General features: G+C 64.8%; 12 protein-coding genes. 4 read left to right on the forward strand and 8 right to left on the reverse strand.

What is annotated here, in order from left to right:
- The first annotated feature begins 21 nt into the window (after positions 1 to 21).
- Positions 22 to 333, forward strand: coding sequence for a hypothetical protein (locus ACS8Y6_RS06485; protein ID WP_440855218.1), 312 nt, complete (start codon positions 22 to 24; stop codon positions 331 to 333).
- A gap of 393 nt (positions 334 to 726) precedes the next feature.
- Here the strand turns inward: ACS8Y6_RS06485 and ACS8Y6_RS06490 are convergent, their stop codons facing one another.
- From ACS8Y6_RS06490 to ACS8Y6_RS06525, 8 genes are all read right to left on the reverse strand, one after another.
- On the reverse strand, positions 727 to 2295 hold the full coding sequence (locus ACS8Y6_RS06490; protein ID WP_440855219.1) for a hypothetical protein: 1569 nt from the start codon (positions 2293 to 2295) through the stop codon (positions 727 to 729).
- A gap of 180 nt (positions 2296 to 2475) precedes the next feature.
- Positions 2476 to 4851 carry a type II secretion system secretin GspD gene (gene gspD / locus ACS8Y6_RS06495; protein ID WP_440855220.1) on the reverse strand — a complete coding sequence of 792 codons (2376 nt, stop codon included), beginning with the start codon at positions 4849 to 4851 and terminating at the stop codon, positions 2476 to 2478.
- A 232-nt stretch (positions 4852 to 5083) separates the two neighbouring features.
- Positions 5084 to 5725, reverse strand: coding sequence for a hypothetical protein (locus ACS8Y6_RS06500; RefSeq protein ID WP_440851421.1), 642 nt, complete (start codon positions 5723 to 5725; stop codon positions 5084 to 5086).
- Positions 5718 to 6374: a type II secretion system protein GspM gene (gspM, locus tag ACS8Y6_RS06505; protein ID WP_440851420.1), complete on the reverse strand. Its 657-nt coding sequence runs from the start codon at positions 6372 to 6374 to the stop codon at positions 5718 to 5720. The genes ACS8Y6_RS06500 and gspM overlap by 8 nt, the downstream gene beginning before the upstream one ends.
- The gene (locus ACS8Y6_RS06510; RefSeq protein ID WP_440855221.1) at positions 6371 to 7297 is read right to left on the reverse strand and encodes a hypothetical protein; all 927 of its coding nucleotides are present in this window, start codon (positions 7295 to 7297) and stop codon (positions 6371 to 6373) included. Before ACS8Y6_RS06510 ends, gspM begins: the two co-directional genes overlap by 4 nt.
- Before the next feature lie 46 nt (positions 7298 to 7343).
- Positions 7344 to 8303, reverse strand: coding sequence for a general secretion pathway protein GspK (locus ACS8Y6_RS06515; protein ID WP_440851424.1), 960 nt, complete (start codon positions 8301 to 8303; stop codon positions 7344 to 7346).
- Between the two features lie 38 nt (positions 8304 to 8341).
- The gene (locus ACS8Y6_RS06520; protein ID WP_440851418.1) at positions 8342 to 8917 is read right to left on the reverse strand and encodes a prepilin-type N-terminal cleavage/methylation domain-containing protein; all 576 of its coding nucleotides are present in this window, start codon (positions 8915 to 8917) and stop codon (positions 8342 to 8344) included.
- Between the two features lie 23 nt (positions 8918 to 8940).
- Positions 8941 to 9444 (reverse strand): type II secretion system protein, encoded by a 504-nt coding sequence (locus tag ACS8Y6_RS06525; RefSeq protein WP_440851417.1) that lies wholly within the window; start codon positions 9442 to 9444, stop codon positions 8941 to 8943.
- 177 nt (positions 9445 to 9621) lie between these two features.
- Between ACS8Y6_RS06525 and ACS8Y6_RS06530 the strand changes: the two genes are divergently transcribed.
- From ACS8Y6_RS06530 to ACS8Y6_RS06540, 3 genes are read left to right on the forward strand one after another with little or no spacing between them, the layout of a single operon-like run.
- The gene (locus ACS8Y6_RS06530; protein WP_440851416.1) at positions 9622 to 10644 is read left to right on the forward strand and encodes an acyltransferase family protein; all 1023 of its coding nucleotides are present in this window, start codon (positions 9622 to 9624) and stop codon (positions 10642 to 10644) included.
- A gap of 6 nt (positions 10645 to 10650) precedes the next feature.
- Entirely contained in the window at positions 10651 to 12393 is a 1743-nt protein-coding gene (locus ACS8Y6_RS06535; protein WP_440851415.1) for a GspE/PulE family protein, read from the forward strand.
- Positions 12383 to 13594: a type II secretion system F family protein gene (locus ACS8Y6_RS06540; RefSeq protein ID WP_440855222.1), complete on the forward strand. Its 1212-nt coding sequence runs from the start codon at positions 12383 to 12385 to the stop codon at positions 13592 to 13594. Before ACS8Y6_RS06535 ends, ACS8Y6_RS06540 begins: the two co-directional genes overlap by 11 nt.
- Positions 13595 to 13619 lie beyond the last annotated feature (25 nt).

A 13619-nucleotide genomic window follows, 5' to 3' on the forward strand; every position in this document is an offset into this window, starting at 1 on the left:
GGGTAGGCCGGAAGCGCGTGCATGACGGATGATGCCCTTCGTATCGACCAAAATGCGAAGGTCGCCATGCACGCCAGTGCAGTGTTGCAGACGTGGCTCGCGTCTGTCTTTTCCCGTTTGGATCAGCGTAACGTTCAGGCCGCATCCGAAGCGGTCTGTGCCGGTCTAAACGCTCGACGCCTGACGCTGATGGCCTTGGCGCGCCACGGGGCCCGATTCTCGCCAGATTGCGCCACCGCTCGAACGACTGGATCGATGGCTCAGCAATCGTTCGATGCAAGCGCATCGTCGGGCGATCTATCGCAGCACGGCGCAGAGCCCGTTGTCGCGTGATCGACCGGTCATTATCGTTGATTGGAGCGAGCTGGCACGGGATGGCCAATGGCAGTTATTGCGGGCGTCGATTCCCCGCCAGGGGCGCGCGTTGACCTTGTATGAAGAAGTTCATCCGCAACGCGATCTCGATAGCCCAGAAAACGGGGACAGACCACGTTTTCTTCGGGTCAGAAAACGTGGTCTGTCCCCTATTGTCCCTGCAGCGCCTACCGTGGAAATAGAACGGCGGCTCGGGACGGAGCGAGAAAACGTGGTCTGGTCCCTATTGGCCCCCGAGGCAAGGGCGTGGCGAGTTGGAATAAAAAAAGGCGCTCCGAAGAGCGCCTTTAAGAAGTGGCCTTTTCAAGCCACCGAATGCGGAAACCGCATCAATGCTTCAACAGCATCGTTCTACTTGTCCGACGTCATGTTGGTGAAGCCGCCGTTGCCGTCACCCAAGTAGCTTTGTGCATTCAGCTTCGTGGTCGGAGCGGTCAGCTGAACCTGGGGCCGCTGGCTTGCAGTGAGCGACACACCAGCAGCATTCTCGACTTGCGTAGCCGAGTAGGTCTGCGACGCGCCCGCGGCCAGCGTACCCAGGGTTCCGCTACCCAGCGTGCTGCCGTCCTGGCCCTTCAGCGTGACCGTGATCGGCGCGCTGACGCTGCCATTGTTCGCCAGACGTGTATAGGTCATGTACGGCGCGGCGGCAGCCGGGACGTAATTCAGCAGGTTAATCGACGCACCGTTCTCCTGCAGGTTATACAGCGACGCCGGCGAGGACAGCGAGTCCACAACCTTCGTGGTGGCAGTCTGGTCGAGGATTTGCAGCGTCGTCACATTCGGCTGGGTGGTCGGAAGCTGCACGGGATTGCTAACCGAGTTGTCAACCGCCATACAGAAAAAGACCGGGATCTTTTCCGCGGCCACGGTACCGGACGGGAGGGTCAGGTCTACGCTCGAAGCCTTGCTCGGGGTAACAGCAGTGCCAACAGCAGTACCACTGGCGCAGCCCGCACCGGTGTTGAGCGACAGCGTCTCCTGCTTATTGGTCAAGAAGTTACCGGACAGCGTGATGTTGGCCTTACCCAGTCCGTTTGCAACGGTGTAGTCAGCGCCACTGCCGTTCAACTGGATGCCTGGGGTGTTCGTGAGATAGAAGGCACCGAAATCAACATTAGAAGCGCTGAGGCCGCCTGTTACGTCGCTAAGAGGCGGTTTGGCACTCACGTCGATCTGGGCCGACTCTTGGTTAGCTGCCTTGACGGAGCCGGTCGAACTCGTGAACGCAGCATCGCCACTGCTCACGACATTAATCTGAATCGCCTGCTGCGAATCCGCAACGGTGCCGGATGCCGAGTCAATCGGGCTGGACGGGTAGCTCACCGGACTCGTCGCTGCCCCGTTGGCAAACGCGAAATCTGCGGTGATCTTGCCGCCCGCTGTCTGCAGCGCCGTCGCGTTCGACAAGTCGACCAGGTTGGTTACTGAACTCAAGCTGAAAACCGACTGTTGGCCATAGCCTGCGGATGCAGTGAACGTAAGAGCCAACACCGATCCGTCTGAACTAACGGCCTCACCTGATAAGTCCGCGTTGCCTCCGTAGGTCGCGTTGCCACTACCCGAAATAGTGCCTGCGGCCGTGCTGTCCCAGGTCGCCCCGCCGGTCAGCTTGATGTAGATCGTGAACGTTGAGCCGCTTGCGATCACCTGATTCGGCTGATACCCCAAGCTCGGGCTGGCTACTTTCCCCAAGTTGCCAGCGGTTGCCGCCTCGGTCGCATAAGTATTGTAAGTCGAACTAGCGGTGCCCGCGAACGCGGTCGTGAACGCACCGCCCACAAACGTAGCAGCAACCGCAAGCGCCACGGCACTCTTTTTAGGAAAATACATCTGGTTTCTCTCCATTGAAACGGATATGAGACGTCTCTCGTCCTTGTCGACAACATCCCCCCAAAACCGCGATGACGAGAGCGCCATGGTCCGGGACGATGCGGACCAAGTGTAGGGACCTGCGGGAAAGGGTGTCAACAAAAATGCGCCCCAGGGCCCTGTTTTTGCGATGGACGGTCGAGCCGCGGCAAACCACAGGGGGCGCCGGCAATACGGCCGGCCACCGGCCGGCGGCGGACCGGCCCGACGGACCATGCCCGCCGGGGCTTATTGCGACAGGCCCGGGAAGCGATTGCGCAAGGCCTGGGTGACCGACTGCAGGCCACTGGCATGGCTCAGGATGTGCGGCGTCAGCAACACGAGCAGCTCGGTGCGGTCGTCGCTCTGGTTGCGGGTGCGGAACAGGGCGCCGATCCCGGGCAGGTCCTTGAGCAGGGGCACGCCGCTGTTGGAGGTGCTCTGGTTGCGCTTGATCAGCCCGCCGAGCACCACGGTGTCGCCGTTGGGGGCGGACAGGTCCGTCTGCACCGTGCGCTTCTGGATGGTGGGGCTGTTGCTGACGCCGGTGTTGGTGGAGTTGGCGTTGCTGACTTCCTGTTTGACCTGCATGTCGACATCACCCTGGCCGTGGATGACCGGGGTGACACTCAGGATGACGCCGGTATCGACGTACTGGATGCTCTGCAGGATGCTGCTGCTGCCGTTGATCTGGGTGTTGGAGGTCTGCTGCGAGGTGAGCACGGGCACCGAGTTGCCGACGTTGATGAAGGCCTGATGGCCGTTGAGGGCCATGATGCGCGGGGTGGACAGGATACGGGCATGGCTGTTGGTGGCGAGCGCCTCGATCAGCGCGCGGGTGGCGCCGCTGTTGTTGAGCACGGAGAAGTTGATGCCGCTGTTGGCGGGCACGCTGAGGCCGCCGAGGGTGCCGCCCTTGAGCACGGCATTGCCGATGTCGGCGGCACCGAGGGCCCAGGAGATGCCGGTCTGCTGGGTGTTGTTGAGGTCCACCTCGGCGATGGTGACTTCGATCAGGACCTGGCGTTCGGGCTGGTCGAGCTCCTGCAGCAGGCTGCGCAGTTGCTGGAAGTCCTGGGCGCTGCCGCGAAAGATGATGCTGTTGGTCGGCACGTTGACCACGATGTCCTTGCCGAAAACGCGGGGCTGGCTGCCGCCGTTGTTGTTGCGATTGCCGTTGCCGTTGTTGCCATTACCGTTGTTGTTGTTGCCGTTATTGAAGCCGCCATTGCTGTTGTTGCCCCCGGGGCCGTTCGACATGCCGCCCGTGCCGCCGCTGGTGGTTTCGGTGCCGGCGGTGCCGCTGAGGGTGAGCCCGCCGGGCGAGCCCTGGTTGCCGCTGCCGCTGCCGCCGCTGCCGCCGAAAAACTGGCTGACGGTGCGGGCGAGCGCGGTGGCGTTGGCGTTTTTCACGCGGTAGACATACAGGCCCTTGTTGCCGCTGCGCTGGCCGGGCGAGTCGAGCTTGTGGACCCAGGCCACGGCGTGCTGGAGCAGCTTGTGGTTGGGCGAGAGCAGGATGATGCTGCCGGAGGACGGCACCGGGATGAGCGAGATGGCGCCGGGCCCGTTACCCTGGCTGGACTCGCCGCCGACGGCATAGCCTTCGGAGCTGAGAACCTTGCCGAGTTTGTCGGCCAAGGTCTTGGGTTGCAGATAGGCCAGGCTGATCATGCGCCCCTGCGTGCCCTGCATGCGCGGTTGATCGAGCAGGTGCACGGCGTCGAGCGCATTCTGCACATCCGCGCGCTGGCCATAGAGAATGAGCGAATTCTGGCTGCGCTGCGGATAGATCTGAACCTGCTGGCCCTTGAGCAGGCTGTTGAGGGTCTGATAGACGTTCTGGAAATCAGCGTTCTGCAGTTTGATGTAATGGAATACCGGGCGCAGGTCCGTCGGGGTGCTGGCTTCGTTCTGGTTGCGCAGATACTTGGGCGCCACGTTCTTGACGTCCTTGCTGGGCATGACGCGGTAGAGCTGGCCGTCCTGGACCAGGGCCAGGCCGAAGCTGTTGAGCACGGTGCGGGTGGTGGCGATGAGCTGGGCCCTGGTGACGGGGTGGTCGGCGCGCAGGGTGACCACCTTGTTCTTGTCCTGCGCGACCCGGGGCGCGACATACAGGTTGAAGTTGAGCAGGTCGCCCAGCACGTACTGAATGAAGCCCGGCAGCGGCATTTGATCGAAGCTGATCTTGTAGCGCGCCGGCTGGCCGCCCTGGGCCGGAATCTTGGTGACCTGGTGGGTCTGTGAGCCGGCGTTGTTGTTCTGATTCTGGTTTTTGCCCTGGCTCTGGCCCTGGCCCTGGCTGGGCTGCTGCGGGGTCTGCGCGCCGGACTGGCCGGGGCCGTGTTGCAGCATGTTCCGCAGCTGGGCCCGGGGCGAGGCGCCGCTGCCCGCGTAGGCCGCCGAGGGCACCTGCGGGGTGGCCTGGACCTTGGTCTGCGGTTTTTCCTGATTCCCCGCACGCAACTGCTCGCTCCCCGTTTTGGCCTGGCTCTGCTTCGGCTGAACCGGCTTGGGGATGTGCATGGGGGTGGTAATGGAGCAGCCGCCGAGCAGCAGGGCCAGCGGGCAAAGCAGGGCGAGAACATGCGTCAGGAAGGGGCGCGCAAGCTGTGTCGTCATGGAGCGGATGCTCGGGCTGAGGATGGGCAGAGGGGTCGCGAAGCGACACACTTTATCATTCCCGTTGTTGTACGCGGTTGCGGTGAGCGGTCTCGATTATTCTGTCGCTTGTGAAAATCCTTGATCGGGCGCGGGTTGCGCGATGATGCGTGCGTCGCCTTTCTTGTTTGCGCAAGAAAGGTCACTGAAGGAAGGCAACCCCGCACAGCGCGGCCAATGGCCGCGGGGCGTTTTAGCCGGCGTTGGGGGCGTTGTGGTCCGGGCTGGTTTTCGGCATGCCGAGATGGCTCTTGTCGTAGGGGAACAGGTGCAGGGTCTGGGTTCGCGCCGCACCGTTGCCGTTCTTGTCCTGGCTCTGGCCCTGGTTGTGGCTCTTGCTTTTGCCCTGGGCGCCCGCGTTGGCCTTGCTGTTCTTGTTGTCCGGCGCCGGGGCAAGGGTAATTTCGAGGCCGTGGATGGCTTGTATGCGGCGGCCGTCGGGCAGGCTGTCGCCCGGGCCGTAGGTATCGACCTGGTCTTTGTGCATGAGGACCACCCGCGGCTGGCCGTCGACACTGGTGATGCCGAGAATGGTGCTGTGCGTGGCGGTCTGTTTCGCGCTGTTGTGGCCGCTGTGGTTAGCGCTGCCGGCCTGTGCGCCGTTGCCGCCGCCAGCGCTGCCGGCGGGACTGCCCCAGCCCTGGCGTTGGGCCAGTCGGGTGGCGAGTTTCTTGGGGTCGGCGGGTGGCGCGATCGGGGCCAGATGCCAATCGCCGGCGCCGCCGGCCGCGTCGCCGCCGCTCGGCTGGGGCACGGGCACGAGCCACATGCCCCAGATCACCGCCACCGCGAGCAGGCCGATCAGCAGATAGCGTGAAGCGCGCGCTCTATCCATTGTCGGTATCCGTCGACGGGGCGTTGCTCGGGTTGCCGTTCGGGTTGTTGCTCTGGTTATTGTTCGGGTTCTGGCCCTGGCCGCGGAAATAGAACAACAGGCCGAGGGTGACGCGCGAGTCGGGCTGATCGTGGAATTCGAGCCCGTCGAAGATCACCTGCGGCTGCATGCCGGCGAGCCGTGCGAGTACGGTGGGCAGGGTGTTCGGGTCGAATTTGAAGTCGAGCTGCGCCTTGATGCGCCGGAAGTCGGCGTTGGGCACGGCCATGAGCTGACCCACCTGCAGGCGGGCGTTCTTGAGGTTGTTCTGGCGGACGAGCATGTTGAGCTTGTCCTGCAGGTTGGCCTGGGCGAGCGCGGGGGTGGGCGCCTGCCACAGTTGACTCTGCAGTTGCGACAGCCGCGAGCTGACCTGCTGGCGCCGCTTGCGCCATTGCTTCTGATCGGCGATCTGGGCGATGCGCTCGGCGCGCGCTTCGAGCTGCTTGCATTGCTGGGCGATCTGCTGGTTGGTGTCGGCCAGGGTGAGCACGCTGTAGAGCAGCATGATGGCCGCGATGGCCAGTAGGGCCTGACCGAGCCACGGGTGTTCGCGGACCTGGCGGAGCTGGGCCTTGAGCTGGTCGCTGAGTGGGTCGCCGAGATTCATGAGGCGAGCCCGATGGTGAGCTGAAGCTGACCGTTGCGGGCGTCCCCGGTGTTCACGCTGGCCACGTAGGGCAGGGTCTGGATGCGGCCGACGATCTTGGCGGTGTTGAGCAGTTTCTGGCCGGAGAACAGCACTTTGACCGTGTTGCCGGAGAGGTTGAAGTGCTCGATATGGACATTCTGCGGCATGGTCTTGAGCAGATCATCGATGATAACCAGCGGCGAGGGCTGGTCGAGATGTTGCTGCAGGGTCTGGACCTTTTGCAGGCGAGAGCGGGCCTGGGCGCGGGCCCGGATGAGCGGCTGGCTTTGCTGGCGCAGCGCTTCAATATGCTGTTGGAGTTGATGCTGCAGGCCCTGGTATTTGAAATAGCGCGTGCCTTGCCAGGCGAGCGCGAGAGCGAGCACGGCGAAGCCGGCAATCCAGAGCTTGCCGGTCTGGGCGCGCAGCTGGCCGAGTTCGTTGCCGGCGCCGCGGGCATAGGGGCGCTCCAGCCAGCTTGGCGTTTCGGCGGCGGGCGGCTCGGCCGGCGCGCTGGCCGATTGCCCGGCGCGGCGGATGAAGGCCTGCCAGGCCGCGCGCGCCGGCGGCTCGGGCCAGAACCGGCTGGCGCGCAATGCGCCGCGCTGCCAGACCTGGGCTTCGTAGCCGGTGGACAGGGCGAGCAGGCGCACGCCATCGGCGCGCGGCGGATGGGCCAGGGTTTCGGGCAGCACCACGGCGCGCTTGATGTCGCTGACACGGGCCTGATCCCAGAACCAGACTTGCGCGGCGTTGCCGTCCCACAGGGCGACGTGGCCGGTGCGGGCATAAGGGCTGCCGGCCTGGATCTTGAGCGCGAGCGCCTTGTTGCGCTGGGCCGCGGTGATCTCGGCCGGAAACGACAGGTATTCGAAGTGGATCAGCTCGCGCGCGAGCAGCATCTCGCGGCCGAGCAGGCCGCGGCGCAGGCGCTCGGTGCCCGCGCGGCTACGGAGAAAGCGCGCCGGCCGAAACAGGCTTGAAGGGAACCACTTTCGGAAGCGGTTGCGGAGGGCTTTTGGGCTTTCTGGCATCCAGTCGTCTCACCGACGCGAAGTCCCACGGGGCGTGGCTGCTCGAGGGCGTAAGCGCGACATTGTATTGCATGGCCGGAACCAAACAAGAACCGCAGGAGAGTGTGATGCGGAAGAACTTGGAGGGGAACGGGAACACCGTGAATTGCATCTGCATGGCGCTCAGGCCGGTGAGCTGACCCATGATGCCGATGCCGAGCGGCTGGTTCTGGCGATAGTTGACCAGCCGTTTGGCCAGCTGGCGGTCCACGCGGGGCAAAGTGGCCAACACGGGGATGGGCGCTGCGTTGGGGTTGATGCCGGGCACGGGCATGATGGTGAACAGCTGCATGAAGTCGGGGTTGTCGACGAGTTGCGATTGGCTTGCCCAGCCATACACCCGGCGCAGTTCGAGCACGCTGCGCAGCGGCCGGTTGCTGGGCGGGGCCATGTGGCGGGCCAGGTACTGGGGTTTTTCCGCGCCGTTGATTCGGCGGAGGTTGTCGGGGTCGGTGTAGTCCTTGAGGGCATCGTAGAACTGGCTCTGCTGATCGACCGGCAGGCCGTATTCGCCGAGCAGCCGTTGCAGGCGTTCGCGGCTGGGGTAGCGCAGGCTGATCAGGCCGCGGGCGTCCATGAGTCGCACCTGCACGCCGGTGCTGTGGTCGACGTAGGCGCGGTTGTCCACGCGCATGATATTCGGCGGCTTGCCGATGCCCTCGCGCGTGGGGCGGACCACGGCGAGCCGATAGAGCATGGTATTGAGCTCGGAGTGCATCGCCATGTGGTGTTCGGTCTTGTCGCGGGCGTTGGCGACAAGGTGGCGGGCTTCGCCGACCTTGTGCTGGAAATAGCCGACGGTGAGCGTGATGACGCTAAGAAACACCAGGGTCATCAGCAGCACATAGCCTTCCTGCTGGCTGCGTGCCGTGTTCATGGCACGAACCCGCCGCCGTTGTTGTTGCCGTTTGGCCCGGCGGATATCGGCAGCGGTCGGCGCTGGGGCTGTTGCACCGAGGCGGCCCAGACCACGGCATCGTCTTTCTTGATGACGATGACGTGGGGCAGCGGCGGGGCCGAGGCCTGCGGCGACCACTGCGCATGGGCCTTGCGCGCACTGTCCAGATACACGAAGCGACTGCCCGACGGCAGCTGCAGGATGTGTAGGCCATTGCCGAGCAGTTCGTCGTGGCCGTGCTGAGGCGCGATCTTCCAGTGCACGGCGCCGGGCATGCCGGGGATCTGGCCCGGTACGTCAAGGCTCAGGCCGGAGAACTGGTGGGCGTTGCCGGTAAAGCGGTGGGGGTTGTCGCTGCGAGTGGCGATGATGTCGTGCACGCTCTGGCGCCACCAGGCGGCGTGCATGTCGCGCTGGGAGGCGTTGATCATGACCTGGTCGTAGTGAGACTGCATGCGCCAGAGATAGCTCATGCCCTGCATGATCAGGGTTGTGATCAATGTCGTCAGCACGAGGGCGACCAGCATTTCTATCAGGGTGAAGCCACGCATGGCGGTGCCTCCGGCTGCCATCTTCAGGACAGCGGCCCGCGTGCCTTGCGGACCTGTTTGTAGCCGATCTGGGTCCAGGACATGCTGAACCAGTGGCCCTGCTGGGGGCGTGATACCGCGACGCTCACGCGGTAGAGCGCGACCTGGTACAGGCCGGTGCCGCTGGCACTGTTGACCTGGTCGCGCGGTGGCGCCACGGGTTTGCTTTGCCAACGGATACGGTAATGCAGGAACGCCTGTTGGCCGCTGCCCTGCTGCATGGGGTTGAGATTGTCGAGATAGCCGAGGATGTTGTTTTTCGCTTCGGTCTTGCGGGCGACATCCTGGATTCGGCCGACACTGATGAGATTGGTGTTGATCCAGTCGTAGGCGGCCATCGCGCCGACGCTGATCAAGGCCAGCGAGACGATGGCTTCCAGCAGGCCGAAACCGGCCATGGCGTGCCCGGATGAGGCGGCGGGTGCCCGCGACCGGAGGGGCGCGGTCGGCGACCTGGCCAGCGTGGAGTCGATCGCGTTGTGCGCCATGCGGTTGAGTCGGTCGGGCTGCGGCTTAGCGCGTGATTGTACATGCGCTGCGGCAGGCGACTGCCGACGTCGGTATGGGTTGTGCGCGTCTGGATGACCGGCCGGTTGCCCCAGAGGCTTGCTGTGGTTTCATTTGCAGGCTCGCGCGAGACGGCAACAGGCTCTAATATTGATGGAATGTTCGGTATTCTGCGCCTTGTACTGGCCAGCTTCGTGGCCGTGTCCCATTGCGGCGTGCTGTTCGCCGGGTTGAATCCCGGGGTGGCGTCGGTGGTGGTTTTCTACATGCTGGCGGGCTATATCATGGCCGACCAGTTTTTGCGCTATTTCGATCGTCCGGGCGATACCTGGGCCTTCTATCGCGACCGCGCGCTGCGCATTGTGCCGCCGTATCTGCTGTTCCTTGCGCTGGCGGGGGCGTTTATCTGGGCCACCGGCTATCGAGCCGGTTATATGCGCGGGCCGGTCGATGCGGCCACGCTGCTGCAGAATCTGTTCATCATTCCGTTGAATTTTTTCATGTTCACCGGGATCGGGCACGCGACCTTCATTCCGCCGGCCTGGTCGCTGGCCGCCGAGTTGCAGTTTTATCTGGTGGCGCCGGGGCTTTTGCGCGGCCTGCGTGCATTCCGGGCGGCGTTTGCGGTCAGCGCGTGCTGGTTTGTGGTGGCCGCCAGCGGGCTGGTGAATACCGATACCTGGGGCTATCGGCTGTTGCCGGGGATTCTGTTCATCTTTCTGCTCGGGGCGGCGATCCGGCGCCGGGATCGAGCGTTGCAGTGGGGCGCGGCGGCAACCGTGGTGGCCGCGCTGGCGGTGGCCTGGGCGGCCGGGCATGTGAGCGCACCGTATCTGCGCGAGGAACTGATCGGGCTGGTGGCGGGGATGGCCGCCATCCACGGGCTGGGGCGGCTGCCGGTTCACCGCTGGGATGTGCGGCTGGGCTATCTGGCGTATGGCGTGTTTCTGGCGCAGTTTCTGCCCATCTGGTATTTTCAGATGCATCCCGTGGGACCGCAGGGGTCGGCTGCCAATGTGCTGGCCGTACTGGGGGTTTCGTTCGGGCTGTCCTGGGCTGCATTCTGGGTCGTCGATCGGCCGGTCGCCCGCTGGCGCCGCCGTCATCGCCACGGCCGGGCCCCGGGCCGGCGGGCCGCGGATGCGGCCGAACCGGCTTGTTCCCAGAATGCGCGAGGGTGAGCCCCGATGACAGACGCACTTGAATCCCCCGACTCCCCACAGATGCTTGGCCAGATGCTGATTGCAGCCGGCCGCATCGATGCGGCCGAACTGGACAAGGCACTTCGGTTCCAGGCCGAATACGGCGGCTGGCTGGGCGCGGTGTTGAATCGCCTGGGCGTGTGCTCGGAGGATCGGCTGCTGCCGGTGCTGGCTGAGCAGTTGGGCGTGCATTACGCGCCGAACGCGCAGCCGCCCACGGCGGAGGCGGTGGCAGCGGGCATCCAGCATACCGGCTTTTCCGGCGACTGGTTCCTGTTCCGGCAGATTATTCCGTGGCTGGACGACGACGGGCAGCTGCATTTCGCTGGGCGCGACCCGGCCGATGTGCTGGTCAACGAGCTGGCCGAGGCGCGCGGGCTGGATGTGGCATGGCATCTGCTCGGCTCGCAGGCGGAGTCGCTTTGGCTGGGCCTGGTGGATGCCCGCTCGGGCGGCAACCGCGATGATGAAGCCTATCTGCGCGAACTGGCCGAGGAAGCGCCTGTGGTGTCGCTGGTGAACAATGTGCTCACCCAGGCGGTGGAGCTGGATGCCTCGGATATCCACCTGGAGCCCGACAACGGCGCGCTGCGGGTACGCTTTCGCATCGATGGCGTACTGGTCGATCATATGCGCACCACGGGCACGCGTATGGAGGCGGTGCTGTCGCGGGTGAAGCTGATGGCCGATCTGGATATCGCCGAGCGGCGCTTGCCGCAGGACGGGCGGATCAGCCTGCAGGCGGCGGGGATGACGCTGGATGTGCGTATTTCCACGTTGCCGGATACCGACGGCGAGTCGGTGGTGATGCGTCTGCTGCCCAAGGATGATCGCCGGCTCGATCTGGATGTGCTCGGGCTCGAGCCGGATCTGTACCAGCAGATGAAGCATGTGGCCAACCAGCCGCACGGGCTGATGCTGGTCACCGGGCCGACCGGCTCGGGCAAGAGCACCACGCTTTATGCGCTGCTGGGCGAGGTGAACAATGGCGAGCGCAAGATCATCACGGTGGAGGATCCGGTCGAAAACCGGATGCACGGCGTGGTGCAGGTTCAGGCGCATGCCGACATCGGCTACGATTTCGCGCGCGCGCTACGCGCCATCCTGCGCCAGGACCCGGACGTGATCATGATCGGCGAGGTGCGCGACGGCGAGACGGCCGGCATTGCGGTGCAGTCGTCGCTGACCGGGCATACGGTGTTTTCGACGTTGCATACCAACGACGCGATTTCGGCCTTCGGCCGGCTGATCGACATGGGGGTGGAGCCGTATCTGCTGGCCTCGGCCGTGCGCGGGGTCCTGGCGCAGCGGCTGGTGCGTCGGGTGTGCCCCCATTGCCGGGAACCCGAGGCCGCGCCGGATGGCTTGTCGGGCGTGCTGGACAGTCTGCGCGCGCGTTTCGGCGCGCTGCTGCCGGATGCCCCGAATTTTCACCGCGCGGTGGGTTGCCGCCAGTGTATGGGGACCGGCTACAGTGGGCGCGTGGGTATTTATGAATGGATCGAAGTGGGCCCCACGTTGGAACGGCTGGTCTCGGAAGCGGCCCCACGGGCACGGATGAGCGAGGCGCTGCCGTCGCATTTCCGGACGCTGCGCGAAGATGGGCTGCTAAAGGCCTGGCGCGGCCAGACGACGCTGGATGAGGTGTTCCGCGTGACCGGCGTGATGGAGGGTATGGACGAAGACAAGCCGGTATCTTCCGCGCTGGAAGTCGATCATGCCGGCTGAGTTGTTCCATTACGAGGCCACCAATGCCCAGGGCGTGGGCATGGAAGGGCATATCGAGGCGGACAGTGAGTCGGCGGCCTATCGGGCGTTGCAGGCTCAGGGGCTGTTGCCGCTGACGATTGCGCCGGCGCGCCAGCCGCGCGGCGGACGGCTGCGCAGCCGCCGGCTGACCGGGGCGATGCGCAAGCAGGCGGTGGAGGAGATGGCGACGCTGCTGGCGTCCGGCGTGCCGCTTTCCGAGGCGTTGCCGTCACTGCGCAAGGGACACGCCAACACCCCGCTCGGGACGGTGTTCGACGAACTGCATGCCGGGCTGCGCGGCGGCGATTCGTTTTCGGAATCGCTGGAGCGTTCGCGGCTGTCGCTGCCACCCGACGTGCTGCAGATGATCCGCGCCGGTGAGGCTGCCGGCGATCTGGGCGGGGCGATGCGAACCGCGCTGGACCGCATGGAATATGTCGCGTCGAGCCAACGTGAGCTGCGTAATGCGCTGATCTATCCGGCGATCCTGGTGATCGCCGGGCTGGCGGCGATCGTGCTGATATTCGCGATTGTGGTGCCGCGATTCCAGCGGTTGCTGTCCAAGGGCGGCGATTCGGTGCCCTGGATTTCCCGCGTTGTTTTGCACATCGGTATGTTTTTACACGACCACTGGCTGCTCGTGCTCGCCGGCGTGGCGGGGGTCGCCGGGGTGTGTTGGGCGTTGCTGCAGCAACCGCAGGTGCGGCGCACGGCGGAGGACACGCTGCTGCGTCTGCCGGGCATCGGCAGCTGGTTGCTGCAGGCCGAGATGGGGCGTTGGACGCATTCCCTGGGCGCGCTGCTGAGCAGCAAGGTGCCGCTGGCGCGCGCGCTGGCACTGAGCGCCGAGGCCGTGACCATCGCCAGCCTGCGGCGCCGGCTCACGACTGTACAGGCCAACATCCGCGCCGGCGAACGGCTGACCGATGCGCTGGAACGTCAGCATCTGATTGATCCCATGGGTGCTAATCTGTTGCGCGTGGGCGAGCAGTCCGGGCGGTTGGCGGAGGTACTGGCCTCTTTGACGAGGGTATACAATACGTCGGCCACGCAGCGCATGAAACGCTTTCTGCTGCTGCTCGAGCCGGCGGCGATTCTGTTCATCGGTGCGTCGATCGGGCTGCTGATGGTCGCGATCATGCTGGCGGTGACCAGTCTGAACAACGCGGTGCTCCAGTAGCGACCGTTTTTCCTTTGCCATGATG

It is taken from the genome of Salinisphaera sp. RV14, from assembly GCF_052044135.1.
GTDB lineage: Bacteria > Pseudomonadota > Gammaproteobacteria > Nevskiales > Salinisphaeraceae > Salinisphaera.

What these genes read in the sequence shown, in the direction of transcription:
- ACS8Y6_RS06485 (WP_440855218.1), top strand. Translation starts at nt 22, where the DNA reads ATGACGGATGATGCCCTTCGTATCGACCAAAATGCGAAGGTCGCCATG.
- ACS8Y6_RS06490 (WP_440855219.1), bottom strand. Translation starts at nt 2,295, where the DNA reads ATGGCGCTCTCGTCATCGCGGTTTTGGGGGGATGTTGTCGACAAGGAC.
- gspD (WP_440855220.1), bottom strand. Translation starts at nt 4,851, where the DNA reads ATGACGACACAGCTTGCGCGCCCCTTCCTGACGCATGTTCTCGCCCTG.
- ACS8Y6_RS06500 (WP_440851421.1), bottom strand. Translation starts at nt 5,725, where the DNA reads ATGGATAGAGCGCGCGCTTCACGCTATCTGCTGATCGGCCTGCTCGCG.
- gspM (WP_440851420.1), bottom strand. Translation starts at nt 6,374, where the DNA reads ATGAATCTCGGCGACCCACTCAGCGACCAGCTCAAGGCCCAGCTCCGC.
- ACS8Y6_RS06510 (WP_440855221.1), bottom strand. Translation starts at nt 7,297, where the DNA reads ATGCTGCTCGCGCGCGAGCTGATCCACTTCGAATACCTGTCGTTTCCG.
- ACS8Y6_RS06515 (WP_440851424.1), bottom strand. Translation starts at nt 8,303, where the DNA reads ATGACCCTGGTGTTTCTTAGCGTCATCACGCTCACCGTCGGCTATTTC.
- ACS8Y6_RS06520 (WP_440851418.1), bottom strand. Translation starts at nt 8,917, where the DNA reads ATGCGTGGCTTCACCCTGATAGAAATGCTGGTCGCCCTCGTGCTGACG.
- ACS8Y6_RS06525 (WP_440851417.1), bottom strand. Translation starts at nt 9,444, where the DNA reads ATGGCGCACAACGCGATCGACTCCACGCTGGCCAGGTCGCCGACCGCG.
- ACS8Y6_RS06530 (WP_440851416.1), top strand. Translation starts at nt 9,622, where the DNA reads ATGTTCGGTATTCTGCGCCTTGTACTGGCCAGCTTCGTGGCCGTGTCC.
- ACS8Y6_RS06535 (WP_440851415.1), top strand. Translation starts at nt 10,651, where the DNA reads ATGACAGACGCACTTGAATCCCCCGACTCCCCACAGATGCTTGGCCAG.
- ACS8Y6_RS06540 (WP_440855222.1), top strand. Translation starts at nt 12,383, where the DNA reads ATGCCGGCTGAGTTGTTCCATTACGAGGCCACCAATGCCCAGGGCGTG.